This is a genomic window from Streptomyces sp. MBT53 (assembly GCF_016654115.1).
GTDB lineage: Bacteria > Actinomycetota > Actinomycetes > Streptomycetales > Streptomycetaceae > Streptomyces.
In genome coordinates this window covers 82487-106761 of record NZ_JAEQAZ010000001.1, presented here as the reverse complement: position 1 = coordinate 106761, position 24275 = coordinate 82487, and the positions used below count along the sequence as shown (strand labels likewise).

Below are 24275 nucleotides of genomic sequence, written 5' to 3'. Positions count from 1 at the left end.
GCGGTGTCGCGCTTCCCGGCTCGTGCGTCAGAACTCGTTGCCCCAGACGTACCGGGCGATCGTCTCCACCAGCTCGATCTTCCGGCGCTGCTCCTCGGCGGTCAGCAGCGGCCGGCTCGCCACATCGGCGAAGCCCCGGGACGGCGCTACGGCCCCGTCCTCCAGATCCTTGAACTCACCGACCGCGTCGAGCCTCGCCATCACCGTGTCGATGTCCTCCAGCGCGGGCACGGTCGCGTCGACGACGCCCAGGCAGAAGTCACGGTCGTCCGGCAGGGCTTTGACCAGGGCGAGTTCGGCCTGGGTGCCCTGGTCGAAGGGCAGGATCCAGCGGTCGGCGCCGATCCCGCCGTAGAGCCGCTCGGCGCGGGACAGGTCGAGCGCGGCGGGGGCGACCGGGCCGGGGGCCACCGCGATGCGTACGCCCTCGGGGCGCTCGTCCAGGCGTACCGCCAAGGCGTCCACGGCGAGGGCGTCCTCGAAGGAGAGCGCGCCGGGGGCGCCCGGGTCGTTGGCCAACTGGCCGAGCAGCAGCGGGTTGTCGAGCTGGATCAGGCGTACGCCCTTGGCGACCAGCGACTCGATCTCCGCGAGGACGATCTCGGCCAGCGCCTCCCCCAACTCCCGTGCGGAGGACGGGCCGTGGCCGGGCTGGAAGGTGGTGGCGGCGAGATACGCGGGTGAGGGCAGCACGGCCTTCGGGGCGATCACCGTCAGTTCGGTGAGGCGGGCCACCCAGTCCGCGAGCAGGGGGCCGTTGGCCTTCGGCAGGGACTCCGCGACCCAGCGGACCAGGCCGTCGGCGTCGGTCTCGTCCGTGCGCCGGAAACCTGATACTCCGTCAAGGACCGCGCTGCGGAAGTCTTCTCGCGGGTAGTCGCCGTCGGTGACGACGGTGGAGCGCAGCTTGCGCTGGAGGACGACGGCCTCCTTGACCGCCTGGAGCTCCGCCTCCTTCAGCGCCTCGGGGTCGCCGGCCGCGCGGGCCGCGGTCAGTTCGACCGGGCGGACCAGGCTGCCGTGGTGGTCGATGCGGTAGTTGAACGTATCCGCCATGGGTTATGCGTCCTTTCCGGACGAGGGCGAGGACGGGGCGGCCTTGCCCGCAACTCCCCAGGCGGCGAACTCCAGTTCGTAGCCGAGCGAGGCGAGCACCTCCTCGGCGATCTGCTGGTCCTCGTCCGCCGTGCCGCCCGCGATGCCGAGGCCGCCGATGATCTCGCCGTCCTTCTTGATGGTGAGGCTGCCTTCGGTGGCCATGATCGGCATTGAGGCGCCGGGGAGTTGGGAGAGCTGGGAGAAGAAGACCGGCTGGCTCTCCTGCCACTTCTTCAGCATCTTGCCGGGCCGCTGCATGATGGCCGCCGTGTACGCCTTGGCGCGGGCGATGTCCGGGGTGAGCGGGCGGGCGCCGTCCGGGCGGCGGATGGCGATGGGGAAGCCGCCCGAGTCCACGACGGCCACGCTCACCGCCTTCCCCAGCGACTGGGCGCGCTTGTGGGCGGCGTCGATGATCTCCTCGGCGGCGTCCAGGGTGAGGCTGCTCATGCTGCTTCCTTCGGTGCGGTGAGGGTGCGGCGCAGGTGGGCGACGGCGGCGTTGTACTCGGCGGGCGTCTCCCAGTACATGGAGTGCGGGGCGTCCGGGACGATCTCCAGGTGCGAGCCGGCCAGCAGTTCATGGGCGCGGGTCACGGTCTTCACGCTCAGCACCGCGTCCTTCTCGCCCGCGAGGAACGCGACCTTGACGCCCGAGGCCTGAATGTCGTCCAGGGACGGGCCGTTGGTGTCGAGGTTCCGCAGATCCTGCATCTTGGCCACGTTGAACGTGCCCATCTGCTGGAACAGGAAGGTGAGGTCGGCCCGCTCCTCCTGGAACCGCTTCGTCAACAGGCGGTCGATGACCGGCAGTTTGACGGCCTCGGCGCGGTCGGCGGCGGCCAGTTCCTTCAACTCGGGGTGGCTGATGCCGCCGAGGGAGTGGCCGAGCACGACGGAGCCGACCCGTTCGGGCCGCAGCAGTCCGGCGCGCAGGGCGGCGACGGAGCCGATGGACTGGCCGACCAGCATGGCGTCGGTCAGGTTCTCCTGGTCAAGTACGGCGACTACGTCACCGGGAAAGTCCTGGCCGTCGAACTCGGGCATGGACGAATCGGACTTGCCGAAGCCGCGCAGGTCCACGGTGACGACCGTGAACTCATCGCGCAGCGCGGCCACTTGCTGCCACCAGGCGGCGTGGTGACCGCCGCTGCCGTGCACGAACAGGATCGCCGGACCGCTGCCGTGGCGCTCGTAGTAGATGGAGGTGCCGTCGGAGTCGGCGAGGGGCATGGGGGTGAACTCCTGTACGCGCGGGGTCAGTTGGGGCGACGGCCGTGGAAGACGAGCTCGATCATGGTGTGGTCGGGGTCGTGGATGTAGCAGAACTTCGACTGGTTCTCGGGCCGTTCGATCGGCCGGGTGTGCCGGATGCCCAGGTCCGTGATGTGGGCGAGGAACTCGTCCCAGTCGTCGACCTCGACGGCGAAGTGATAGGGCGCCATGCGCTCCATCTCCTCGACGGGGGTGAAGTGGAGGTCGAAGTTGCCCCGGGTCATCAGCACCACACGGGTGTTGGACTTGGGCATGATCCGCTTCATCCCGAAGACCTTCGTGTACCACTCGGCGGTCCGGTCGGGGTCGGTGGTGGGGAAGTTGACGTGGTGGATGTAGCGGGGTGCGCTGCTCATGACGGATTCCCTTCACTGTGTACGGGGTTGGACAGGACGCCGATGCCGCTGATCTCGATGTCCACGGTGTCCCCGGGTTCGAGTTGGCAGGTGGACTCGGCGCCCATCCACAGCACGTCCCCCGGGTGCATGGTGATGTGCTTGGTGAGCTCGACGATGTGGTCGAACGGGTCGAAGACCATGTCGCCGGTGGCGAACGAGGCGCGAACCTCCCCGTTCACACGGAGAGTCGTGGTCTGCGCGAGGGCGTCGACGTCGGTCTCCATCCACGGGCCCATCGGCTTGAAGGTGTCGCTGTTCTTGCTGCGCCAGAAGGAGCGGTCCTGGTGCTGCCAGGTGCGGGCGCTGACGTCGTTGCCGATGGTCCAGCCGAAGACCGACTTCCTGGCCTCGTCGTAGGTCGCATGCCGGAGCGTGCGGCCGATGACGGCGACGAGTTCGGGCTCGGCCTCGAAGCGGCCCTCGACCTCGGACGGCTTGACGATGGGCGAACGGTGGCCGGTGAGCGCGTTGTTGGCCCGGTAGCCGACCTCGGGACGGTCCGGGGTCTCGGCGCCGGCGTGCGCGATGTGGCGCGGGTAGTTCATGCCGACGGCGTAGAACACGGGCGGAACGACGACGGGCAGCCACTGGGCGTCGGCGACCGGCACCGAGCCGATGACGGACGGATCGCCTTCCAGAGGGGACTCGGACAGCAGTTCGATGCCCTCCTCCCCCACGCGGCCCCAGACCGCCCGGCCGCCGACCGCAACACGCGTGTACCTCATGGCGGTTCAGCCCGCCAGCAGGTGGGAGACGCGCTTGGTGATCAGGTAGGCGTCGAGGGCCTCGGGGCCGCCCTCCCTGCCGTAGCCGCTCTCCTTGACACCGCCGGAGGGGGCCTCGGCGACCGAGCCGCCGCAGTGGTTGATGGAGAGGATGCCGGCCTCCAGCGCGTCCGAGAGCTTCTCGGCGGTGGCGGCCGACTCGGTGAACCCGTAAGCGGCGAGGCCGTACGGCAGGGCGTTGGCGAGCGCCAGGGTCTCGTCGAGATCGGTGAACGGGACGATCGGCGCGAGCGGGCCGAAGGGCTCCTCGTGCATCAGCTTCGCGTCGGCCGGTACGTCGGTGAGGACGGTCGGGGCGTAGAAGTAGCCGTCGCGCGCGAGGCGTTGGCCTCCGGTGAGCACCTTGGCACCACGAGAGACGGCATCGGCGACCAAGTCCTCCATGGCCTGCAGTCGGCGCTCGTTGGCAAGCGGGCCCATGGTGATGTCCGCGTCGAGGCCGTCTCCTACGGTGATCGATTGGGCGGCCTTCACGAACTCGGCGGTGAACGCCTCGACGATGCTCTCGTGGACGAAGAAGCGGCTCGGCGAAGTGCACACCTGGCCGGCGTTGAAGAACTTCGCCTGGGCTGCCTTGCGGGCGGACTTCACCGGGTCGGCGTCGGCGCAGACGATGACCGGGGCGTGGCCGCCGAGCTCCATCAGCGTCGGCTTCATGACCTCGCCCGCCTGGGCCGCGAGGAGCTTGCCGACGGGGACCGAGCCGGTGAAGGCGACCAGGCGGATCTGCGGCGAGGGGATCAAGTGGGCGGAGACCTCGGCCGGTTCACCGAAGACGAGGTTGAGGACACCGGCCGGGAGTCCGGCGTCGGCGTAGCAGGCGACCAGGGCGGCGGCCGTACCCGGGGTCTCCTCGGACGCCTTGATGACGATCGAGCAGCCTGCGGACAGGGCGGAGGAGAGCTTGCGGTTGGGGCCGCCGACGGGGAAGTTCCACGGCACGAACGCGGCCACGGGGCCGACGGGTTCGCGGCGGACGGTGAGGACGGTGCCGGGTGCGGACGGGATGATCCGGCCGTAGGCCCGGCGGGCGTCCTCGATGTGCCAGCGCAGGGTGTCGGCGGTGCGCAGGGCCTCGGTGGTGCCCTCGCGCAGCGGCTTGCCCTGCTCCTGGGCCATGATCCGGCCGATCTCCGGGGCGCGTTCGGTGATGAGGTCGGCGGCGGCGTGCAGGATCGCGGAGCGCCTGGCGATCGGGGTGGCGCGCCAGGTGCGGAAGCCCTCGGTGGCCGCGTCGAGGGCGCGGTCGAGGTCGGCGGTGGTGGCGAGGGGTACGTCGCCGATCACCTTCTCGGTGGCCGGGTTCACGATCGGGGCGGTCCGTCCGGTGCCGCCCTGGCACCACTCGCCCGCGATGTACATGCGGACGGCGGGGTAGCCGTGGTCGGAGGTCATGAGTGGGTGCCCTCTCAGGCTGGAAAGGCGGGAGGAGAGTCAGGTGGCGGGGGCGTCCTGGTCGCGGTTGGAGCGCAGTGCCCAGATGTGGTGCGGCGGGGTGGTCTCGTGGACGCGGGTCTCGTAGGTGTCGTCGACGCGGTCCATGTCGGCCGCGTACTCGACGCGGCCGCCGCAGGGGGCGTGGACGAACCGGAAGACGTTCGAGCCGACCGTGTGGCGGCCGAGTTTGCGGGCCTCCCGCCAGCCACGCTCGATCATGTGGTTGCCGCCCTCGATGACGTCGTCGAAGCCTGGGACCTCGTAGGCGATGTGGTTGACGCCGGCGCGGTCGGGGCGGTGGCACAGCAGCATGGTGTGCTGGTCGTCGTCGCCCGGTGCCTGCATGAAGACGCCCATCGGTTCGACGATGTCGGTGGGCCGGAAGCCGAGCCGCTCGGTGTAGAACGCGACGGCCTCCTCGCGGCCCTCCTTGACGATGTTCAGCGCGACATGGCACATGCGCAGCGGGAAGGCCCGGGTGAGCGGTTCCAGCGCGGTGTTCCAGCGGTCGACGCTGCCCGTCGCGTTGGCGGGGCGGGGGTCGACGTCCGTGATCTTCGGGCGGGCGAGGGTGAGTCCGACGCCGAAGCCGCTCTCGTCCACGGTGTGGAAGACCCCGTCGGCGCGCTCGTGGACCTTGCGGTCACGGCCGGCGGCGGCGACCAGCCGGGCCAGTTCCTCGGGAGTGTCGACGCCCCAGACGACCTCGCGGATCGTCGGCCCGGCCTCCACCGGCGGCGGCAGCAGGGGGCCGGGCACGGTGTCCAGGTGGAGGGTCTGCCCGGCGAGCGTCTCGAACACCGCGTGCTCCTCGGTGCGCTCCAGCAGGAACAGCCCGAAGTCGCCGAAGAAACGGACACATTCGTCTACGTCGTCGATGCCGTAGGTGACCGATTCGATTCTCTGGATTCCCATGGATGCCTCGTTTCGCGGGTCGCCCGGCGAGCCTAGATTTCAGGGCGTGAAGGCCTCAATGGTCCGAGCTCGCCCGAATTCGCAATCGTTTCTTGCAGCTACGCGCGGATGGCCGGAATGGGGTTCTGCGAGAACCATTCGGCGAGGAAGTCCAGGAAGACGCTGACCTTGCGCGGGGTGGCCTGGCCGGGGCCGTAGATCGCGAAGAGCGGGCGGTCGGGTACGGCGAGTTCGGGCAGCAGGACCTTGAGGGCGCCGGAGAGGAGGTCGTCGTAGGCGGGGCGCTGCGGGAGCAGGGCGATGCCGCGGCCGTGGACGGCGGCCTTCTGGAGCGCGAGGTAGGAGTTGGAGGAGAACGCCACGTTGCGGATCTTGTGCAGGGTGCTGGTGTGTCCGTGGCCGATGCGCCAGACCGGGTCGTTGACGTGGACGAGGCACTCGTGGTGGGCGAGGCCGTTGGGCTCGGTGAGCGGCCCGCCGCGCTCCAGGTACTTCTCGGAGGCGCAGAGCACGAAGGGCAGGGAGGCGATCTTCTTCAGGCGGACGCTGGAGTCCCGTAGATCCCTCGTGTGGAAGGCCACGTCGAAGCCGCTGTCCAGGAAGTCGTACGTGCGGTCCGACATGCCGCCCAGTTCGAAGCGGACGTGGATCTTGGGGTGGGCGGCGGAGAACGCGGCGATCGCGTCGCCCAGGTCCAGGCTGCCTATCCACTTCGGACAGATGATGCTCAGGGTGCCCTCGGCGCGGTCGTGGAGGTGCGAGATGACGGCGTCCTCGGCCTCGATCTCGTCGAGGATGCGGGCCGCGAACTCGGCGTACCGGAGCCCGGGTTCGGTGAGGCTCACCGAGCGGGCGGTGCGGTTGACGAGGCGGACGCCCACCTGTCGCTCCAGCTCGGCCACGTGGCGCGACACGAGTGAGCCCGACGAGCCCAGCTTCTTGGCGGCGCCGCTGAAACTGCCGGCCTGGGCGACGGTGACGAAGCTGTGCATGAGGAGCAGTCGGTCCATGATTCCTCCGGAGGCCCACGTGTGCCAGGGGTGGGCCCCGGCGGCGGTGCCGGTCGTGCGTTGGGGTCCGGCAGGATCCGGAATGTCCTTATAGCGGCTCTATCAGGACATTCCAGCGGTGTGCCGGACGGGCGGCTCGGGACAGTGCGGGGACAGGCATCGCTGCCCACGCGGCTGTGCTACTCGGGGCAGTACTGGGGTGCCTTGTTCAGGTTGTCCTTGGTGACCAACAAAAGAGGAATGTTGGCAATCTTGTCAACCTTCTTCTTGGCCAGGAGGCCGACGGCGTTCTCGACCGCGGTCTGCCCGATCGACGTGGCCGAGTTCGCGACGGTGGCGGAGAGCCGTCCGTCCTTGACGGCGGCCAGGCCCTCGTCGGTGCCGTTGGCGGTCACGATCTTCACGTCCTTCTTGCCGGCCGCGTCGAACGCCTTGCGGGCGGCCAGCGCCATGTCCTCCGAGGCGACGAACGCGTACTGCAGGTCGGGGTGTGCCTGGATCATGTTCTCGGCCACGTCCTGTGCCTTCACCGGATTGAACATGCCCGGCTGGTTCGTGACCACCTTCGCGGTGCTCGGCAGCGCCTTCGTGAAGCCGCCCACCATCAGGTCGGAGGCCGCGCCGGGCGCCCCCGCGATCACGCCGACCTGCACGCTCTTGCCGCCCGCGTCCTGCGCGATCCAGCCGGCGTCCAGAGCGCCGAGCTTGCCGAGGTCCACGACGGCCGCGCCGAGGATGTCGTTCACGTCGCTGGTGGCCACGGACGTCAGATAGATCGGTATGTTCGCGGCCTTCGCCTTGGCGATGTCGCCCTTGAGCGCGTCGACATTGACGGTCTGCACTATCAGCGCGCTGACGCTGCGCGAGGTCATGTCCTCGATGTTGGACAGCTCGGTGGTGGAATTCTGGTGCGAGTTGGCGGTGAAGACCTTGGCGTTCTCCGTCTTCGCCGTCTGCTCGACCGCTTTCTGGAGACAGCTGTGGAACTCGGTGTCACCGCCGTTGACGAACCCGAGGGTGACATCGCCGGAACTCCCGCTGTCGTCACTGCTGCCACAACCGCTCAGTACGAGGGTGCCGCCGGCGAACGCGGCGAGCACGGTTCTGCGGGAACGGACCGAAATTCTCATAGGGAACCGCCATTCATGAGTGAAGTGAGGAGCGCCGGTCAATGACGTGCGGAACGTGCCTTGTGCATCTCGTTGGCGATGGCCGCGACGAGCAGCACTCCCCCGACGGAGACCGACTGGTAGTTGCTGGAGACCTGGAGCAGGTTCAGCGCGTTGGCGACCACACCGAGGAGCACCACCCCAAGTGCGGTTCCTACGACGGTGCCGTAACCCCCTGCCAGGGCGGTGCCGCCGATGACGACCGCGGCGACGGCCTGGAGCTGGAGGGAGAGTCCGCCGGTGCCGGGGCTGCTGCCGCTGAGCCGGGACAGCAGCATCAGGCCGGCCAGTCCGGACAGGGCGCCGGTGAGGGCGTAGAGGGAGAGCTTGCGGGCGGTGACGTTGATGCCGCTGAGGTGGGCGACGTGCTCGTTGCCGCCGATCGCGAAGGCGTCACGGCCGAACACGGTGAACCGCATGACCAGGGCGGTCGCCACCAGCACGAGGATCGCCACGACCAGCAGGTACGGCACCCCGAGGATCTTGTTGTTGCCGAGGGCGAACATCTTGGTGCCGATGGAGACGCTGACGCTGTCGAGCACGAGCAGGGCGACACCGTCCAGGAGGGTCGCCGTGGCCAGGGTCGCGACGAAGGGGGCGACGTTGGTGAACGTCACGACCACCCCGTTGACCAGCCCGATCAGCGTGGCCAGCACCAGACAGGCGACGACCGCGAACACCGTGGAGTGGCCGTGCGCCAGCAGCTGCGCCCCGACCGCGGTCGTCACGGCGACGTTGCTGCCCATGGAGAAGTCCATGCCGCCCGCCGTCATCAGCAGCGTGAGTCCCGCCGCGATCACGGCGACGACGCTGACCTGGCGCAGGATGTTGATGACGTTCGTGTCGGTGGCGAACGAGTCGGTCCGCAGCGAGGTGGCCACGATCACGACGATCAGGACGGCGATCAGACCGGTATGCGGGGCACCGCGCAGCGCGGCGAGCGAGAGCCTGGGGCGCGCCTTCCCGGGCCGTTCGGAGACGCCGGGGGCGTCGGCAAGTGTCTTGACGCTCACTGCGGTTGACCTCCGAGGGCGGTGGCGACGAGTTCGTCGTGGGTGATGGCGTCGATGTCGTGCTCGGCGACCGTCCGGCCGGCGCTGACGACGACGACCCGGTCGGCGAGGCGCATGACCTCCTCGGCGGAGGAGGAGGCGAGCAGTACGGCGACTCCGCGCGAGGCGAGGTCGTCGAGGAGGGCGTGGATGTCGGCCATGGCCGCGATGTCGACCCCGTTGGTGGGGTCCTCCAGGAAGCAGGCGACCGGCTCGGTCTGGAGCCACTTGGCGAGCAGCACCTTCTGCTGGTTGCCGCCGGACAGTGCGCCCACCGGCGGGTTTCCGGCGAGGGCGACCACGCCGTAGCTGCGGCGCAACGGGGCGGCGCGGCGGGCGAGTTGGGCACGTCGGTGGGTGCGGCGGCGGGCGAAGCGGTCGCCGGCCAGCATCAGGTTCTCGTCCAGGGAGAGTTCGGGGACGAGACCCAGGGCCCGGCGGTCGCCGGTGACGCAGCGCAGGCCGCTGGCGAGGGAGGCCTGAACTCGGCCGAACGGCACGGGAGTTCCGTCCACCGCGAGGTCGCCCGTATCGGGTCGGCGGCGCCCGGAGAGCAGGTCGAAGAGGCGTGACTGCGCGTCCCCGGCCGGGCCGAGCACGGCGACGATCTCGCCCTTGTGCACCTCGACGGTGAAGTCCCGCACGGCCCGCCCGTCGGTGAGACCGCGCACGGTCAGCCCGATCTCGTCCTTGGGAGCGGGCCGTTGGGACCGCCGGGACACGACATCCCTTCCCACCATGCTCCGTACGAGTGCGGCGGCGTCGAACTCGGCGGCGGGCGCGCTGCGTACGACCGCTCCGTCCCGCAGTACCGTCACGCGGTCGGCGACGGCCAGCACCTCGTCGATGTAGTGCGAGATGTAGACGACGGCCACGCCCTCGTCGCGCAGGGTGCGCACCAACTCCCTTATCCGGTGGGCCGCTTCGGCGCTGAGACAGGCGGTAGGTTCGTCGAGGATCAGGATGCGTCCGCCGCGGCGGACCTCGCGGGCCACCTCGACCATGGTCTGTTCGGCGACGGTGAGCGAGCCCGCGGTGCGGGTCACGTCGATGTCGATGCCGAGGGCCTCGAGTGCCGTGCGGGCCTCGGAGCCGACGGCTTTCCAGCGCACGGCACCGGCCCGGGTCGGCAGGTCGCCCAGCAGGACGTTCTCGGCGACGGTGAGCCCCATCGCCAGCTCGCGGCGCTGCGGCACCGAGGCGATGCCGAGCCGGCGCGCCTTGCGGACCGTAAGTCCGTGCTGTGCCCGGCCGTTGACCTCGATGGTGCCGCCGTCGGGCTGGTGGACGCCCGAAAGGACCTGCACCAGCGTCGACTTGCCGGCTCCGTTCATGCCCATCAGCGCGTGGACCTCGCCCGGGTGGAGGTCGAGGTCCACGCCCTTCAGCGCGGCGGCTCCGCCGAAGCTCTTGGTGACGCCCCGGACGCGAAGTACCGCGTCTCCCCCCGGGGTTGTCACGGGCGTGGTTCGGTGCCGTCGGGGCCGTCCGGGGCGACACGGACGTAGCCTCGGATGTCCGGGAACGGGGGTTCCTTGTCGGCCTGGAGGTCCACCTGGAAGGTGTTGAGGCACATGCCGAGCATGGTGAAGTTGCCGAGCGCGCCGATCGTGTCGACCAGGCCCTTGGAACCGAAGTGCTCCAGTGCGGCGGCGAAGGTCGCGTCGGTGACGAAGTGGTCGTCGAGGATCTCGCGGCAGAACTGGTAGAAGGCCTGGTCCACTTCGTTGTCGAAGACCGCCTCGCGCTTCTCCGCGATCGCCTTGACGGCGGCCTCCGGAATACCGGCCTCGATCGCCTGGTGCACATGGGCGTTCCAGGAGTACTGCGCGTCCCAGTTACGGGCGGCCATCAGCAGCGTGAGTTCGCTGAGGTGCTTGGGGAGGCTGCTGTCGAAGCGGGCGAACGCGCCGAGGGATTCCGCCCGTTCGCACATCTCCGGGCTGTGCAGCCAGACCCGGAAGGGGCCGCGGACGGCACCGCGCCGGCCGGCGATGCGGGCGGCCAGTTCCTGCTGGCGCGGGTCCATTTCCTCTTCGGTGAGAACGGGGAGCCTCATGGGCCGATACCTGCCTTTTCTTTCCGGCGCGTTACGTGCACGGTTCGTGCGGCCGTGCGATGCGTGCCGACGCTACAGCCGGGTCCGGAAAGCTCACCCCTCTGGAAATGCAAGGTAAAGCTGCACGCCAGAGGGCACCCATTCCCCCGCGCGAGGCCTAACGTCGTTCGACGCAGAAGTGTGTAAGTGGAAAGGAACTCCGGATGACCACGATCATCAAGGTCGCGTCCGTGCCCGTGCTCGACCGGGGCGGTGCCGTCGTCACGACGCCTCTCGTCACGACGCCGTCGGCGAGCGGGGAGAACCTCATCACCAGTGGGATGAGCGTGTATCCGGTCGGCTCCGGGGCGCCGTTGCACTCGCACAACTGCGACGAGCACGTGACGATCCTGGAGGGCGAGGCGGAGGTCGTGGTCGACGGCGAGGTGACGAAGCTGGAGCAGTACGACACCACGTACGTCCCCTCACCGATCCCGCACCTGTTCCGGAACGTGGGCGACACCCCGCTGCGCATCCTGTGGGTGTACTCGTCGGGGTACGTCACCCGGACGTTCACGGAGACGGGCAAGACGGTGGAACACCTGTCGGCGGAGGACCAGATGGGCTCGGACGACTAGAGCGTGTCTCCTTGATCGGTTCGTCAGTTGATCGGATGTGCCTGTCCGATTAGTGATCACTGATGCGATGTGGGGCCGGATCGAGCCGCTGATGCCGGCCGATCCGGTCCGCGGTCGGCGGTGGGCCGATCACCGCCGAACCTTGGAGGCCATCGCCTGGAAGTACCGCACCTGCTCTCCCTGGCGGGACCTGCCAGACGAGCTCGGCTCGTTCCAGACCGCCCACAAACGCCTGATCAGGTGGGCCATGGACGGTACCTGGGAGCGAATCCTCGCCGCACTCCTGTCAGCAGCGGACGGCAGCGATGATGTCGGCTGGACCGTGTCGGTGGATTCCACCGTCTGCCGGGCTCACCAGCATTCCGCTGGGGCCAGGAAAAAAGGGCTCCAGGCCGGGCCGAGCCCGACGATCACGCGCTCGGACGGTCCCGAGGCGGCTTGAGCACGAAGGTCCACCTCGCCAGCGACGGCCATGCACGGCCGCTGGCTCTCCGCGTCACCGCAGGTCAAGCTGGCGATGCTCCGGTCTTCGAGGCCGTCATGGCTGCCATCCGTGTTCCGAGAGGTCGGCCCGGACGACCAAGGACCCGGCCGGACACCGTCCTGGCGGACCGTGCGTACTCATCCCGCTCGATCCGAAGTCACCTCCGCCGACGCGGGATCCGCGCTGTCATCCCCCAGCCCTCCGACCAGATCGGCCACCGTCTGCGGCGAGGTCGCGTCGGCGGCCGCCCGCCTGCCTTCGACGCCGAGGCGTACAAGCAGCGCAACACGGTCGAACGGTGCATCAACCGGCTCAAGCAATGGCGCGGCCTGGCCATGCGAACGGACAAGCTCGCCATCGTCTACCAGGCCGCACTCCACCTCGCCGCCATCCTCATCTGGGCCCGGCGATAGACCGCTGTCAGCGATCGACGACCCAATGCGCGTCCGCGGGCCACGAGCCCGTGCCGACGATGTGCTCCACGAGTCTGAATGCCTCACCGATAGGCACGGTGTCCTGGTCCGGATACTCGTCTTGCTGCCCGTTGGACAGGACAAACCCGTCGCTCGACCCCTCGGATTCCGGGTCCACGGCATGCTCGCCGGGATCGCCCTCCTCTTCGAGCAGCATCACCATCGCGCGCTCGGTGTTCGTCGTGAAGGCCAGCAACCGTCCGGACGAGCTGATCAGCCACGTCTCAAGCTGTCCCCTGTCGATCCTCGACCGAAGAGCCTCCAGCACCACCCCGGACGACACCGGGACAGAACTGTCGTCATTGATCACCCAGGACTCGATCACGAGCACGACAATCTCACGGACGGATCTAAGAGACAGTGCCTAGCTCGGGTCACAGATAGGCCGGCTCCACCCTGCCGGTGAATCGGCCGCCCACCTGATCGGCGAGCCAATGGGCGCGGGCGAGCTGGAAGCCGTTCCGGTTCCGGACGTGTACGTGGACGGTGTGGTCCCGCGACGGCTCGTCCTGGTAGAGGTCCCGGGAATTCACGGTCAACGTGAGGTACGCGTACTTCTGCGAGATCGCCTCCAGTCCCGCTTCGGGAACCGCGGACCACTCGTCCAGATCCCACCGGACAGCCGCGGGATCCGGCCCCAGAGCGGCGATGAAGGGCTCGGCACGGTCCAACGGACGGCCCCAGTCGAACACTCGGATCGGCAGGCAGTCCGCAGGATTGTCGCCGGCCTCCGACGAACCGTGCTCCTTGCCGGCCGACGCCCACCATGCGAGGTCGGGCAGTACCTGACGTACGCGCGCCAGAACATCCGGCGACCTGATCACGGCTTCGAAGTCGACCTCCCCCTGGCCGATGTCCGCCCTGCCCAGCAAGGTACGCACGGCGCGTAGCGCTTCGGACAGGTCGGCGGTCGTGAGAACAGCGGCCGCAAGGGAGTTGCTCATCCCGGAACCCTAGACGGGGCTCACCCACCGGAGCGAGCGGGTTCCGACCTGACTCCGTGCGAGCCCCCGGAGATCACCGGCACCGGGCACGCCGTACAGACCGACGCCGGCCCCCGCATCCCCTGCGGTGGCCGGCGTCCGGTCGTGTCCGTGTGCGCCCGTCAGGGTCAGTGCGTGCCGACCAGTTCCTGCGGGGCGTCGGCCTGCGCGGCCTGCTTCGCGCTGCGCAGGGCGGCGATCCCGATGAACACCATGGACGACAGACCGGCGATGGCGAAGGACGTGAAGCCCCAGTCGCCGTTGCCGGAGGCGAGCAGCTGGCCGCCGAGCCAGGGGCCGAAGACGGCGCCGAAGCGGCCCATGCCGGAGGTCCAGCCGACCGCGGTGGCGCGGTTGTCGGGGGTGGAGCGGATGGAGACCGTCGCGTAGATCATCGTCTGGGCGCTGTTGAGGAAGACGCCGGTGAGGAAGACGACCAGCATCGTGACGGCCTGGTTCATGTGGACGCCGAGCAGGAAGACGCCCACGGCGGTCAGCGCGAACCAGATCGACGAGATGCGCGGGGCGCCGAAGCGGTCGGCGGCGCGGCCCGCCGCGAGCATGCCCACGATGCCGCCGAGGTTGAAGACGACGACGAAGGTGAGGGCGTCGGCGAGTGCGTAGCCCTCGGCGCGCATCAGGGTGGGCAGCCAGGTGGCGACACCGTAGACGAGGAGCAGGCCGCCGAAGGAGGCGAACCAGTACAGCAGGGTCTGGATCCACTGGCCGCCGCTGAAGAGGTTGCGCAGGGCGTCCCAGCGGTCGGCCGCGGTCTTCTTGCCGGTGGCGGCGGGGAGTTCGACCTCGAAGCGTTCGGCGAGGGCGGTGGCCTCGTCGGTGCGGCCCTTGGCGACCAGGAAGCTCAGCGACTCGGGCAGGAACTTCAGCAGCACCGGGACGAAGAGCAGCGGGAGGACGCAGACCCAGAAGGCGGCGCGCCAGCCGACCGGGTCCACCAGCCACTTGGCCACGTAGGCGGAGAGGATGCCGCCGGCGTGGTGGGCGGTCATCAGCATGCCGATGGTGAGGGCGGTCCGGCCGCGCGGGGCGTAGTCGGAGACCATGCTGATCGCGGTGGGCAGCAGCCCGCCGAGGCCGACGCCGGCGAGGGTGCGGCCGAGGCCGAAGACCTCGACGCTGCCGGAGACCGCGCAGATCCCGGAGGCCAGCGAGAACAGCGTCACGCAGGCGATCATCAGCTGCTTGCGGCCGATCCGGTCCGCGACCGTGCCCGCGGTGAGGGCGCCCACCAGCATGCCGAACGTGGCGTAGCTACCGAGGTCGCCGGCCTGGTCCGCGGTGAGACCGAAGGTCTTCGTCTCCAGCAGGTGCGGGAGCACCGAGCCGTAGATGAACATGTCGAGGCCGTCGAAGAGGACGGCCAGCCAGCACAGGCCGATGACCAGGAGGGCCAGTCGGCTGCCGCGGGCGGACAGAGCGGGGGACGGGGAGGGGGAGGAAGACATCGTTGGTTACCTCTCGTGCTTGGTGCGCCAGACGCTAAGGAGTCACCCCCTGGATAGTCAACGTTTTTGTCAACAATCTCATCGACAATCGCGTGAGGGTGACTCCGACGGCTCTCGCGGGTCGCTCAGGCGACCGGCGGAGTCCCGTGCGTATGGAAGGACTCGATGGTCTTCAGGCCCCAGGCCTGCCCTTTCTTCCGCTCCTCCTCGGTCCAGGTGATCAGCGGCCAGTCGGGCGCCAGGACGAGTCGAGTGAGCGGGTTGCACAACTCGATGCGGTTGCCGCCGGGTTCGTAGACGTAGAGGAAGAACGTCTGCTGGATGGCGTGCTTGTGCGGTCCCGTCTCGATGAACACGCCTGTGTCGATGGCGAGATCGGCCGCGCGCAGGATGTCCTCACGGGTGTCGGTGGCGAAGGCGATGTGATGCAGCCGCCCGGTCGAGCCGGTCCAGTCCTCGGTGTAGACGACGTCGTACGACTTGTTGGTGTACGTCAGCCAACGCGCCGCGATCCGCCCGCTGTTGAGCTGGATCTGCTCCGTCGGCCGCGCACCCAGCACGTGTTGCTGGAACTCGGCACTCGACAGCACGTCCGCGGCAAGGAAGTTGATGTGATCCAGCCGCCGAACTCCCACGCCCCGGTTGGGCTTGGCCTGCGGCTGGTTCTTCAGGGCCGGTTTCAACTCGTCGGGGGCCCGGTAGTGCTCGCTCTCCCAGTAGAGGGCGTGCTCGTGACCGTCCGGGTCGGTGGTGACGTACAGCTTGCCGAGCCCTGGCTCGTCCTCGACCCACCTGCCGGTGCCGCCCGCGTCCTCGATCGCCTTGATACGGCGCTGAAGGGCCTCCTCACTGGAGGTGCGCAGGGCGAGGCGGCCGAGACCGGGCTGTTCTCGGGCGGTGAGGACCAGGCTGTGGTGCTCGTAGTCGTCGTAAGTGCGCAGGTAGACGGTGTCGCCGTGCTGCCCGTTGACGGTCAGCCCGAGGTAGTCGGTGAAGAAGGCGACGCTGGCGTCCAGGTCCGGGGTGAAGAGCTGGGCGTGGCCGATATGGGCGATGTCACCGAGCGGCGGAGCCATCGTTGCCTCCAAGGGGTCGTACGGGTGCGGGTGTGGGGGTGGTGTCGGCGGGCCGGGGGAAGACGGTGCCGTCGAAGATCTTGCGGGCGGTGCGCACCACGGCGGTTCTGCGGACCACGGGAGCGGACTCGCCGGATGCGGGGGCCACGCTAGTTTCGATGTCTAGGAATCCGCTGGGATGCTCGATGCGAATTCGGTCACTTTGTCGCGTGACGTCCGCGATGCCCTCCCCCACCGCGCCGGGCAGGAGCAGCCCCGCCGCCACGCTCGCGGCGCCGAGGACGCCGATCGAGGTGTGGCAGCGGACGGGGATGAAGGTGCGGGTCGTCACCGCTCCGCCGTCCCGGGGCGGAGCCAGCAGGCTGAGCTTGGGCACCGTGGTGTTCTCGACGTCACCGAGGCCCATCAGCTTGCCGGCCTCCAGGCGGATCTCCCGGAGGCGGTCGGCGAGCGTGAGGCTCTCCTCCAGCTCCTCGGGGCTCTCGTAGCCGGTGACGTCCAGCGCGGTGGCCGGGATCAGGACGACCGGCATGCCGTTGTCGACGCATGTCACCTCGGTGCCGGCGATGACGTCCCGGATCCGGCCCGTCGGCAGCAACGGGCTTGTGCCCTGCGGGAATTCGATGACCACGGGGGCCGCGGTGCCGGGTACGCCGGAGATCTCGGCGATGCCCGTGTAGTCGACCCGGCCGCCCGGTGTGGGGAAGCTGGCGATCGCGAGTTCCCCGGTGTTGAGCATGCGGATGCGGACGGACGTCTCGTCGTCACCGGGGGCCACGAGCCCCCGCTCCACGGCGAACGGGCCTATTCCGGCGAGGATGTTCCCGCAGTTCTGACGATCCGTCACCTCGGCGCGGTCCACGGCGACTTGCAGGAACAGGTAGTCGACGTCGGCCTCGGGGTCGGCCGAGACGGAGACGACTCCGACCTTGCTGGTGAGCGGGTGGGCGCCGCCCAGGCCGTCGATCTGGCGCGGGTCGGGGCTGCCCATGACGCGCAGCAGCAGGTCGTCGCGTTCGGCGGGGTCGGCGGGGAGGTCCTCGGCCAGGAAGTAGGCGCCCTTGGAGGTGCCGCCGCGCATCAGCATGCAGCGCACCTCCGCGGGCCCGGTCACGACCCGGCTCCGGTGTACTCCCCGTACGACCGGTACTCGACGCCGAGTTGCTTGAGGGTGTCGCGCAACCCGTAGCGGTCCAGGCCGAGTTGACCCTCAAGGAAGGCGGCACGGGTGGCCGCCTCCTTGGCCTCGCGGGCCTCCGACTTCTCGGCGGTCTCGCGGGCCTTCTCGCGCGGTACGACCACCACGCCGTCGTCGTCGGCGACGATCACGTCACCGGGGCGGACGACCTGGCCGTCGATGGCGATGGGCACGTTGACCGAACCGCCGGTGGCCTTGACGGTGCCTTGCGAGGAGACGGCGCGGGACCAGGCGGCGAAGCCCATGTCGCGCAGTTCCTGGGTGTCGCGGATGCCGGTGTTGAGGACGACTCCGCGCACCCCGCGCTGCTGGAGCGCGGTGGCGAACAACTCGCCGAACAGGCCGTCCGTGCACGGGGAGGTGGTGGTGACGACGAGGATGTCGCCCTCGCCGCACTGCTCCACGGCCGCGTGGATCATGAGGTTGTCGCCGGGCCAGCTGAGCACGGTGACGGCGGTGCCGGCGACCCGAACTCCCTGCTGCACAGGGCGGATTGACGGACCCAGCAGGCCGGTGCGGCCCATGGCCTCGCTGACGGTGGCCACGCCGAAGGCGGCCAGCGCCTCGACGTCCTTCGCGACCGCCTTCGGCGGGTTGGTGACAATGACGCCGCCCATGGTTATGCCAGCTCCTTCGCGATCTGCGGGTACGGGCGCATGTACGCCTCGGCCATCGTCTTGTGGGCCAGGCCCAGGTTCGGGCCGGCGTTGCGCTTGAGCTGGACGCCCCGGCGAACGGCCAGGTCCGTGTAGTAGTCCCACAGGTGCTGCTGGGCGCCGAGGCACTCCATCGCCTTGCGCTTGGTGTCCCACACCTCGGTGATGTCGAGGAGGACTTCGGGCTTGAAGCCGCTCATCTCGGGCTGGTGCGGCTCGAAGTAGAAGACCGGCGGGGCGCCGATGATCTCGCCCTCACCGGGGTAACCGATGGCCTGCGCGAGGACGCGGGCCTCCAGCGCCATCCGGTTGGCGGCCGGGTGGTCGCCGTTGTACGGGTCCTCGGTGGGGTGGGTGAGGACGACGTCCGGCTGTGTCTCGCGGTAGACGGCGACGAGCTGGTCGGTCAACTCGGCGGTGGCGACCAGGGGGTAGTCGCCGGCGTCGTAGAAACGGACCTCGGCGCCGAGGGTGGCCGCGGCTCGCTCGGCCTCGTCCCTCCGTATCGCCTTGATCTCGTCCAGCTGCCTGCCCTCGCGCCAGGCTTTGGCGGACTCGCCGCGCTCGCCGAAGGTCAGACAGGCGATGGTGACCTTCTCGCCACGGGCGGCGGCCAGGGCGATGGCTCCGCCCGCCCGCCACACGAAGTCCCCGGCGTGCGCCGTGACGACGAGTGTCGATCGAGATGGGGGTCCCCCCGCGCGAGCGTCGTCGAGCGTGGGGGAGGCGGGCGCGTTGCCGTGCGTCATTGCGTCAATCTCCTTGGTGGACAGGTGTGCGCCCGCCCCAGGCGTGCCGAGCCGCCGCGCCTCAGTCGCGCAACGCCTCGATCACACTGGCGAGATGGGCGCGGACGGCCGCCTCGGCCGCCTGCGGGTCCCTGGCCGTGATCGCCTCGATCATGGCCAGATGCTCGTTCAGGGACTGCTGCGGACGCCCCGGCCGCAGCGCCAACTGGAAGCGGTGACGCACCAGTTGGGCGTTGAGCCGCTCCAGCAGGGCCAACGCCGTCTGCTGGCCGGAGAACTCCCGGACCTTGTCGTGCAGTTCGTGGTTGAGCTCGGAGTACGTCACCGGCTCGCCGTCGGCCACGGCCTTGGTCATGGCCCGGCCCAGGTCCGCCAGTTCGGTCAGCTGCTCGTCGCTGGCCGCGACGGCCGCCTTGGCCGCGCACAGTCCCTCCAGGACCATGCGGCACTCCGTGATGGCGACCGCTTCGTCCACGGTCACCACCCGCACCCGGGAGCCCCGGTTGCGGATCCGCTCGACCAGTCCTTCGGCCGCCAGATCGATCAACGCCGCGCGGATGCTGGCCCGCGTCACATCGAGTTGCTCGGCGAGCTCGTTCTCCACCAGCCGCTGTGCCGGTGCCATGTCGCCGTGCAGGATCGCCTGCCGCAGCTGCGTGAGCGCATGCTGCTTGGCCTGCTCCCCGGTGCTCGGACGGGCTTCTTTCGGCATCGTTGCCCTCCCTGAGTGAGTGCCTGTCGAACCTAAATCTAGCCAAACAAGATTGTCAACAATTTTGTCCGCCGTATTGCAGGCGTTACGGCTCGCGGTAGAGCGCCGTGAGCAGTTCCAGCACGGCCTGGGTGGCGGGGTGCGGGTCGTCCTTCCACCAGGCGAGGCGTACGGCGATGGGCTCGCCGTCGCGCACCGGGCGGTAGACGACTCCGGGACGCGGGTACTGGTTCGCGGTCGATTCCGCGGTCATGCCGACGCTGCGGCCGGTGGCGATCACGGTGAGCCAGTCGTCCACGTCGTGGATGTCCTCGGTGACCGGGCGTGAGTCGGGCGGCCACAGGTCGGCGGTGGTGGTGCCGGTACGGCGGTCGACGAGGAGGGTGCGTCCGGCCAAGTCGGCCAGCCGGACCGAGCGGCGGCGCGCGAGGGGGTCGTCGGAGGCCATGGCGCACAGCCGTCGCTCCAGACCGACGATGGCCGACTCGAACCGCCGGTCGTCGAGCGGTCTGCGGACCACGGCCAGGTCGCAGGCGCCCTCCCCGAGTCCCGAGGTGGCCGAGTTGACGCGGATCAGGTGCAGGTCGGTCTCCGGGTGCGCCCGGCTCCAGCGGCGCTGGAAGGGGAGCGTGTGGCGGCCGAGCGCCGACCAGGCGTAGCCGACGCGCAGATGGGCGTGGCCCGAGGTGGCGTCCAGGACCAGGTCGTCGACCTCGGCGAGGACCCGCCGGGCGTGCGCGACCACCCGCAGTCCGGTGCTCGTCGGGGTCACCGAACGGGAGGTGCGCCTCAACAGCCTTACACCCAGGGCCTGTTCGAGGGAGGCGACGGTGCGGGAGACGGCGGCCTGGGAGACGCCGAGCGCGTGGGCGGCGTCGGTGAAGGTGCCCTCGTCGACGATCGCGACGAGACATCGCAACTGCCTCAGCTCCAGATCCATGACTCCAGCGTATAGATCGTCCGGCTGTTGCATTTTGCGCAAGTACGAGCGAGGCGCACGATCGGAGTATGCCTGGAGCCTCCGCAGCGACAACTCCGTTGACCGGCACGTCACACGGCACCCCGCGGCCGTCTTCCCGGGTGGGCCTCGCCGGGCTGGCCACCATGGCCGGCAGCGGGCTGTCCAACCAGACCGGTGCCGCGCTCGGCTCCCTCGCCTTCCCCGTCATCGGGCCGGTGGGGGTCGTCGCGGTACGCCAGTACGTCGCCGCCGCCGTGCTCATCGCCGTGGGCAGGCCGCGACTGCGGGAGTTCACCTGGCGGCAGTGGTGGCCGGTCCTGCTGCTGGCGGTGGTGTTCGGGACGATAAACCTGTCCCTGTACACCGCGATCGACCGGGTCGGTCTGGGGCTGGCGGTAACGCTGGAATTCCTGGGACCGCTGTCCATAGCGCTGGCCGCGACCAGACGGCGCGTGGACGTCTGCTGGGCACTGATCGCGGCGGCGGGCGTGGTGACGCTGATGCGGCCCCGCCCCTCGGCCGACTATCTGGGCATGGGGCTCGGGCTGCTCGCCGCCGCGTGCTGGGCCTCGTACATCCTGCTCAACCGGACCGTCGGCAGCCGCATCCCCGGGGCGCAGGGTTCGGCAGCCGCGGCCGGGGTGTCCGCGCTGATGTTCCTGCCGGTCGGGATCGTCGTCGCCGTCCGGCATCCGCCGACGCTCATGGCGGCCGGGTGTGCGGTGGCGGCCGGGGTGTTGTCGTCGACGGTGCCGTATCTGGCGGATCTGTTCACGCTTCGCCGGGTGCCGGCTCCGGCCTTCGGGCTGTTCATGAGCGTCAACCCGGTGCTCGCCGCCGTGGTCGGGTGGATCGGCCTCGGTCAGCGGCTGGACTGGGCGGAGTGGGCGGGCATCGGAGCCATCGTGGCGGCGAACGCGCTGAGCATTCTCACGTCACGGGACTGAACCGACCGAGGCCCGCCCTTCCGCCGTCAGTGGCGCATGTGCCGGCGGACCCACGCGGCCTGCCCGCCGTCGACGAGCAGATCGGTTCCGGTGATGAAGTGGGCCTGCGGGCCGGTGAGGAAGGCGACCGCGTCGGCGATCTCGCCCCGTGCACGGCCGGCGGCGGGGCGAGCGGGCAGCGCGCGTCCCGCTGCATCGGGTACTCGGGGGCTGCGGTTGCCGTGTCGGGTGCGGTGCCGGTCAGGGTGTCGGCCATGTCTCTCCTCGGTGGTGGGGGGCTCCGCGTGGGGCGGGACGCCGGGGTGGTGCGAACGAGGCCTCGATGAGCACATGCAAACAGAGCGGACTGACGGCGTCCGGTCAGTTGCCTGACATCGGCCTGACGTGATCCAGATCACCCATCAGTGATGTTGCCATGCACCGGACAGGGATGCCAGAGAGGGTGAACTCGGTGGAATTAACCGTGAGTTGACGGACGGAGGCATGACGACGGCAACCCGCGGCAGCAACGCGAAAAGGGTGGCGTCACGTCACCGTGGCCCCACCCCGCAGCCCACCGCACGGACTGTCCATATTTGCTGTGCAAAATCTCCTACCGCCGACTCCGCAGCAGCGACCCGAGCGCCAGTCCCGCACCCAGCCCGGCCAGGGCGCCGGCCGATGCCCGCCACGCCGGCGACGCCCTCACGACGGGCACGGCAGGTGGACGGGAGGGAATGGGCGAGCGGGTCGGAGGTCCGGAGGCCGCCGCCCGTGCGTGCTCCTCGCCGACGATCGCCAGGAAGCGGCGACCGGTACGGCTTCCCGACGAGCCGGCGATCCACGAGGTGTGGGCCCGGATCCAGTAGCGCCGCCCGGCCTCGCCGGTGAACATCCCCGCGAGCATGTCCCGCAGCAGGCTCTCGCGGATGGTCCCGATCTCGAAGCCCATCCAGGCGTAATTCATCATGAGGTCGGCATAGACGTGCCGCTTGCGCTCATGCGGATCGACGAAGTCCGTGTCGCCCCAGACGGGCTGGTACAGCGCCATGTCGTCGAGTTCCAGGCGGACCAGTTCGAGGTAGTAGCTGCGGATCCCCTGGACCTGGTCCGCCCTGGCCTGCCGGTTCTGGACACCCAGGGAGACGGCGACTCCGGCCAGCGCCAGCGCCGAGACGATCGCCGAGGTGAAGCCGTACGCGGCGCCGACCTGGCTGAGCCTGTTCCAGTCCACGCCCTTGGAGTCGGAGAACTCCTCCAGCGCGAAGGGCGACAGGAGCACGACCGTCAGCGCGAGTGCCGCGGCAGCGACCAGTCCCAGAATTCTGCCCGCGCGACGCGCCGCCCCCGCAGCCATGGACCCATGACGAACCATCAGGTCAATCCCCCCAGGCGAACCTGCACCGGTGATCAAGCCGAGCCTGGGGCAGCCTACTTGGGGCCGACCGGCTCGACAGCGCCCACCTGCACGACCTCGACAACCCCTACCCCGCCGCCCTCCCGAGCCAGTAGCCGAAGCCCCGGCGGGTGTGGATCAGCGCCGCCCCCTCCTGGTCGACCTTGCGCCGAAGGCGGGAGATCAGCTGCTCCATCGCGTTGTCGCCGCGGAAGTCGCCCCAGACGTACCGGCTGATCTGTTCCTTGGACAGCACCTTGTGCGCGTTGACGAGGAGGTGGCGCAGCAGCCGGTACTCCGCCGGTGTGAGATCGAGCGTGCGCCGGCCGCGCCGCGCCTGGCAGGTGGTGTCGTCCAGGACCAGGTCGGCGTAGTGCAGCGCGCCGTCCCGGCCGCCACCCCTGGTACGCAGCAACACCTGGATACGGGCGAGCACTTCGGCGATCCGGAACGGCTTGGTGACGTAGTCCCGCTCCCCCGCGCCCAGTTCGGGCAGCAGCTTGTCCAGGGCGTCCCAGGCGGTGAGCAGCAGGACGGGCGGGCGGTGCGTGACGAGTCGGCCGCCCTGCTCAAGGGCGTCCATCTCCGGCAACTCCGCGTCGATGACGACGAGTTCGAACCGTTGCTCCGCCAGCCGTGACACCACCTCGGTGCCGCTGCCGGCCGTCCCGATCCGGTAGCCGGCCAACTCCAGCGTGGTGGAGAGGAGTTCGGCGTTGTCCGGCTCGCCCACGGCGACGAGCAGGTGTTGCCCGCCACCGCGGGCGAGTGATCGTGTCTCACTGATGCTGCCGTACGTGGACATGCGCTCAGCCTACCGTCCTGCTTGCCTGACTCAAGCAATATCCATTCGATTGCTTGACTCAAGTAAGTCACATATGCTTGCCTAACTCAAGGAAGCCCGACCGTGCGGCCGGGCAGCGGAAAGCAGGAGCACACAACTGAGCCCTCGCTCACCAGAGCCGGGGCCGCCTTGAGCGGAAGGCGGCCCCCGCGCCGAACCCGTGGGGACGGGGGTCGGCGCTGTCCCGGACCCGGTCGTCGGCCACTCCCCCAGATCGGCGCCGGGTCCGTGGACACATTGCCTCGCGCGGGGGCGTCAGACCGTTTTCCGGCGGGTCCGGAACAGGCTGACGCCCGCCCCGAGCGAGACCGCCCCCATGCCGACGGCGGTCAGGACGGCCTGTGGCCCGTCGGCCACGAAGGGCGCGGCGACGGCGACGACCAGATTGAACAGGAACAGGAACCACAGCACGGGTCTCGACGCGAGCAGCGGCTTCATGAATGGTTTCCTCCGGATCGAGCAGACTTGGATCTTGGCTGACGTGGTGCTTCAACGATTCCGTCGTCCGCCCGACGACACGAGGGAGCGATCTCCCGG

Annotated in this window: 28 protein-coding genes; 3 read left to right on the top strand and 25 right to left on the bottom strand. The window is 69.5% G+C overall.

All coding sequences use genetic code 11. From position 1 onward, the window contains the following. Window positions 1-27: 27 nt before the first annotated feature. The 12 genes from JHN45_RS00480 to JHN45_RS00425 form a co-directional block, all read right to left on the bottom strand. Entirely contained in the window at window positions 28-1056 is a 1029-nt protein-coding gene (locus JHN45_RS00480) for a methionine synthase II (cobalamin-independent)-like protein (protein ID WP_201047527.1), read from the bottom strand. Between the two features lie 3 nt (window positions 1057-1059). Then, window positions 1060-1548, bottom strand: coding sequence for a heme-binding protein (locus JHN45_RS00475; protein ID WP_201047526.1), 489 nt, complete (start codon window positions 1546-1548; stop codon window positions 1060-1062). After that, a complete protein-coding gene (locus tag JHN45_RS00470; RefSeq protein WP_200712674.1) occupies window positions 1545-2330 on the bottom strand; it encodes an alpha/beta fold hydrolase in 786 nt (261 codons plus the stop codon). The genes JHN45_RS00475 and JHN45_RS00470 overlap by 4 nt, the downstream gene beginning before the upstream one ends. A 26-nt stretch (window positions 2331-2356) precedes the next feature. Then, window positions 2357-2728, bottom strand: a complete 372-nt coding sequence (locus JHN45_RS00465) for a VOC family protein (protein ID WP_200712673.1) — start codon at window positions 2726-2728, stop codon at window positions 2357-2359. Next, window positions 2725-3495, bottom strand: a complete 771-nt coding sequence (locus JHN45_RS00460) for a fumarylacetoacetate hydrolase family protein (RefSeq protein ID WP_200712672.1) — start codon at window positions 3493-3495, stop codon at window positions 2725-2727. The genes JHN45_RS00465 and JHN45_RS00460 overlap by 4 nt, the downstream gene beginning before the upstream one ends. A 6-nt stretch (window positions 3496-3501) precedes the next feature. Continuing rightward, the gene (locus JHN45_RS00455) at window positions 3502-4950 is read right to left on the bottom strand and encodes an NAD-dependent succinate-semialdehyde dehydrogenase (protein ID WP_201047525.1); all 1449 of its coding nucleotides are present in this window, start codon (window positions 4948-4950) and stop codon (window positions 3502-3504) included. Window positions 4951-4989: 39 nt separating this feature from the next. Further along, window positions 4990-5907 (bottom strand): VOC family protein, encoded by a 918-nt coding sequence (locus tag JHN45_RS00450; RefSeq protein ID WP_201047524.1) that lies wholly within the window; start codon window positions 5905-5907, stop codon window positions 4990-4992. Between the two features lie 98 nt (window positions 5908-6005). Further along, entirely contained in the window at window positions 6006-6917 is a 912-nt protein-coding gene (locus tag JHN45_RS00445; RefSeq protein WP_200712669.1) for a LysR family transcriptional regulator, read from the bottom strand. Between the two features lie 179 nt (window positions 6918-7096). Beyond that, on the bottom strand, window positions 7097-8047 hold the full coding sequence (locus JHN45_RS00440; protein ID WP_201047523.1) for a sugar ABC transporter substrate-binding protein: 951 nt from the start codon (window positions 8045-8047) through the stop codon (window positions 7097-7099). Window positions 8048-8085: 38 nt separating this feature from the next. Further along, window positions 8086-9099, bottom strand: a complete 1014-nt coding sequence (locus tag JHN45_RS00435) for an ABC transporter permease (protein WP_201047522.1) — start codon at window positions 9097-9099, stop codon at window positions 8086-8088. Continuing rightward, window positions 9096-10598, bottom strand: coding sequence for a sugar ABC transporter ATP-binding protein (locus JHN45_RS00430; protein WP_201047521.1), 1503 nt, complete (start codon window positions 10596-10598; stop codon window positions 9096-9098). The genes JHN45_RS00435 and JHN45_RS00430 overlap by 4 nt, the downstream gene beginning before the upstream one ends. Beyond that, window positions 10595-11167 (bottom strand): carboxymuconolactone decarboxylase family protein, encoded by a 573-nt coding sequence (locus JHN45_RS00425; RefSeq protein WP_201047601.1) that lies wholly within the window; start codon window positions 11165-11167, stop codon window positions 10595-10597. Before JHN45_RS00425 ends, JHN45_RS00430 begins: the two co-directional genes overlap by 4 nt. A gap of 233 nt (window positions 11168-11400) precedes the next feature. Here JHN45_RS00425 and JHN45_RS00420 point away from each other — a divergent pair, with 233 nt between their 5' ends. Continuing rightward, the gene (locus JHN45_RS00420) at window positions 11401-11814 is read left to right on the top strand and encodes a cupin domain-containing protein (RefSeq protein ID WP_200712665.1); all 414 of its coding nucleotides are present in this window, start codon (window positions 11401-11403) and stop codon (window positions 11812-11814) included. A gap of 67 nt (window positions 11815-11881) precedes the next feature. After that, window positions 11882-12711 (top strand): IS5 family transposase gene (locus JHN45_RS00415; protein WP_374195583.1). Its coding sequence is split into 2 segments (ribosomal slippage): window positions 11882-12208 and window positions 12211-12711, totalling 828 coding nucleotides; the frame shifts between segments, so codons are not numbered across the junction. A gap of 7 nt (window positions 12712-12718) precedes the next feature. Here JHN45_RS00415 and JHN45_RS00410 read toward each other — a convergent pair. From JHN45_RS00410 to JHN45_RS00370, 9 genes are all read right to left on the bottom strand, one after another. Further along, entirely contained in the window at window positions 12719-13096 is a 378-nt protein-coding gene (locus JHN45_RS00410) for a hypothetical protein (protein WP_307783011.1), read from the bottom strand. Window positions 13097-13145: 49 nt separating this feature from the next. Beyond that, the gene (locus tag JHN45_RS00405; protein WP_200712664.1) at window positions 13146-13715 is read right to left on the bottom strand and encodes a hypothetical protein; all 570 of its coding nucleotides are present in this window, start codon (window positions 13713-13715) and stop codon (window positions 13146-13148) included. Between the two features lie 167 nt (window positions 13716-13882). Then, a complete protein-coding gene (locus tag JHN45_RS00400; protein WP_200712663.1) occupies window positions 13883-15220 on the bottom strand; it encodes an aromatic acid/H+ symport family MFS transporter in 1338 nt (445 codons plus the stop codon). Window positions 15221-15345: 125 nt separating this feature from the next. Next, on the bottom strand, window positions 15346-16296 hold the full coding sequence (locus JHN45_RS00395; RefSeq protein ID WP_201047519.1) for a catechol 2,3-dioxygenase: 951 nt from the start codon (window positions 16294-16296) through the stop codon (window positions 15346-15348). Next, window positions 16277-17410 carry a 4-oxalomesaconate tautomerase gene (locus tag JHN45_RS00390; protein ID WP_201047518.1) on the bottom strand — a complete coding sequence of 378 codons (1134 nt, stop codon included), beginning with the start codon at window positions 17408-17410 and terminating at the stop codon, window positions 16277-16279. The genes JHN45_RS00395 and JHN45_RS00390 overlap by 20 nt, the downstream gene beginning before the upstream one ends. After that, on the bottom strand, window positions 17407-18111 hold the full coding sequence (locus JHN45_RS00385; protein WP_200712660.1) for a 4-carboxy-4-hydroxy-2-oxoadipate aldolase/oxaloacetate decarboxylase: 705 nt from the start codon (window positions 18109-18111) through the stop codon (window positions 17407-17409). Before JHN45_RS00385 ends, JHN45_RS00390 begins: the two co-directional genes overlap by 4 nt. A 2-nt stretch (window positions 18112-18113) precedes the next feature. After that, on the bottom strand, window positions 18114-18899 hold the full coding sequence (locus JHN45_RS00380; RefSeq protein ID WP_201047517.1) for a PIG-L deacetylase family protein: 786 nt from the start codon (window positions 18897-18899) through the stop codon (window positions 18114-18116). A 61-nt stretch (window positions 18900-18960) separates the two neighbouring features. Then, window positions 18961-19611, bottom strand: coding sequence for a GntR family transcriptional regulator (locus JHN45_RS00375; protein WP_200712658.1), 651 nt, complete (start codon window positions 19609-19611; stop codon window positions 18961-18963). Between the two features lie 85 nt (window positions 19612-19696). Further along, a complete protein-coding gene (locus JHN45_RS00370; RefSeq protein ID WP_201047516.1) occupies window positions 19697-20551 on the bottom strand; it encodes a LysR family transcriptional regulator in 855 nt (284 codons plus the stop codon). A 68-nt stretch (window positions 20552-20619) separates the two neighbouring features. Here JHN45_RS00370 and JHN45_RS00365 point away from each other — a divergent pair, with 68 nt between their 5' ends. Continuing rightward, window positions 20620-21519, top strand: coding sequence for a DMT family transporter (locus JHN45_RS00365; RefSeq protein ID WP_236583017.1), 900 nt, complete (start codon window positions 20620-20622; stop codon window positions 21517-21519). Between the two features lie 26 nt (window positions 21520-21545). Here the strand turns inward: JHN45_RS00365 and JHN45_RS00360 are convergent, their stop codons facing one another. The 4 genes from JHN45_RS00360 to JHN45_RS00345 form a co-directional block, all read right to left on the bottom strand. After that, window positions 21546-21851, bottom strand: coding sequence for a hypothetical protein (locus tag JHN45_RS00360; protein ID WP_201047606.1), 306 nt, complete (start codon window positions 21849-21851; stop codon window positions 21546-21548). Window positions 21852-22111: 260 nt separating this feature from the next. After that, a complete protein-coding gene (locus tag JHN45_RS00355) occupies window positions 22112-22855 on the bottom strand; it encodes a DUF6082 family protein (RefSeq protein ID WP_201047515.1) in 744 nt (247 codons plus the stop codon). 127 nt (window positions 22856-22982) lie between these two features. After that, window positions 22983-23699, bottom strand: a complete 717-nt coding sequence (locus JHN45_RS00350; RefSeq protein WP_200716355.1) for a response regulator transcription factor — start codon at window positions 23697-23699, stop codon at window positions 22983-22985. A gap of 294 nt (window positions 23700-23993) precedes the next feature. After that, window positions 23994-24176: a hypothetical protein gene (locus JHN45_RS00345; protein WP_200716356.1), complete on the bottom strand. Its 183-nt coding sequence runs from the start codon at window positions 24174-24176 to the stop codon at window positions 23994-23996. Between the last annotated feature and the right edge of the window lie 99 nt (window positions 24177-24275).

Coding starts and splice junctions, on each gene's coding strand:
- JHN45_RS00455 (WP_201047525.1), bottom strand. CDS start 4,950: ATGACCTCCGACCACGGCTACCCCGCCGTCCGCATGTACATCGCGGGC.
- JHN45_RS00460 (WP_200712672.1), bottom strand. CDS start 3,495: ATGAGGTACACGCGTGTTGCGGTCGGCGGCCGGGCGGTCTGGGGCCGC.
- JHN45_RS00480 (WP_201047527.1), bottom strand. CDS start 1,056: ATGGCGGATACGTTCAACTACCGCATCGACCACCACGGCAGCCTGGTC.
- JHN45_RS00420 (WP_200712665.1), top strand. CDS start 11,401: ATGACCACGATCATCAAGGTCGCGTCCGTGCCCGTGCTCGACCGGGGC.
- JHN45_RS00380 (WP_201047517.1), bottom strand. CDS start 18,899: ATGACGCACGGCAACGCGCCCGCCTCCCCCACGCTCGACGACGCTCGC.
- JHN45_RS00370 (WP_201047516.1), bottom strand. CDS start 20,551: ATGGATCTGGAGCTGAGGCAGTTGCGATGTCTCGTCGCGATCGTCGAC.
- JHN45_RS00425 (WP_201047601.1), bottom strand. CDS start 11,167: ATGGACCCGCGCCAGCAGGAACTGGCCGCCCGCATCGCCGGCCGGCGC.
- JHN45_RS00385 (WP_200712660.1), bottom strand. CDS start 18,111: ATGGGCGGCGTCATTGTCACCAACCCGCCGAAGGCGGTCGCGAAGGAC.
- JHN45_RS00465 (WP_200712673.1), bottom strand. CDS start 2,728: ATGAGCAGCGCACCCCGCTACATCCACCACGTCAACTTCCCCACCACC.
- JHN45_RS00345 (WP_200716356.1), bottom strand. CDS start 24,176: ATGAAGCCGCTGCTCGCGTCGAGACCCGTGCTGTGGTTCCTGTTCCTG.
- JHN45_RS00350 (WP_200716355.1), bottom strand. CDS start 23,699: ATGTCCACGTACGGCAGCATCAGTGAGACACGATCACTCGCCCGCGGT.
- JHN45_RS00395 (WP_201047519.1), bottom strand. CDS start 16,296: ATGGCTCCGCCGCTCGGTGACATCGCCCATATCGGCCACGCCCAGCTC.
- JHN45_RS00360 (WP_201047606.1), bottom strand. CDS start 21,851: ATGTGCTCATCGAGGCCTCGTTCGCACCACCCCGGCGTCCCGCCCCAC.
- JHN45_RS00470 (WP_200712674.1), bottom strand. CDS start 2,330: ATGCCCCTCGCCGACTCCGACGGCACCTCCATCTACTACGAGCGCCAC.
- JHN45_RS00445 (WP_200712669.1), bottom strand. CDS start 6,917: ATGGACCGACTGCTCCTCATGCACAGCTTCGTCACCGTCGCCCAGGCC.
- JHN45_RS00440 (WP_201047523.1), bottom strand. CDS start 8,047: ATGAGAATTTCGGTCCGTTCCCGCAGAACCGTGCTCGCCGCGTTCGCC.
- JHN45_RS00355 (WP_201047515.1), bottom strand. CDS start 22,855: ATGGCTGCGGGGGCGGCGCGTCGCGCGGGCAGAATTCTGGGACTGGTC.
- JHN45_RS00475 (WP_201047526.1), bottom strand. CDS start 1,548: ATGAGCAGCCTCACCCTGGACGCCGCCGAGGAGATCATCGACGCCGCC.
- JHN45_RS00375 (WP_200712658.1), bottom strand. CDS start 19,611: ATGCCGAAAGAAGCCCGTCCGAGCACCGGGGAGCAGGCCAAGCAGCAT.
- JHN45_RS00450 (WP_201047524.1), bottom strand. CDS start 5,907: ATGGGAATCCAGAGAATCGAATCGGTCACCTACGGCATCGACGACGTA.
- JHN45_RS00365 (WP_236583017.1), top strand. CDS start 20,620: ATGCCTGGAGCCTCCGCAGCGACAACTCCGTTGACCGGCACGTCACAC.
- JHN45_RS00405 (WP_200712664.1), bottom strand. CDS start 13,715: ATGAGCAACTCCCTTGCGGCCGCTGTTCTCACGACCGCCGACCTGTCC.
- JHN45_RS00400 (WP_200712663.1), bottom strand. CDS start 15,220: ATGTCTTCCTCCCCCTCCCCGTCCCCCGCTCTGTCCGCCCGCGGCAGC.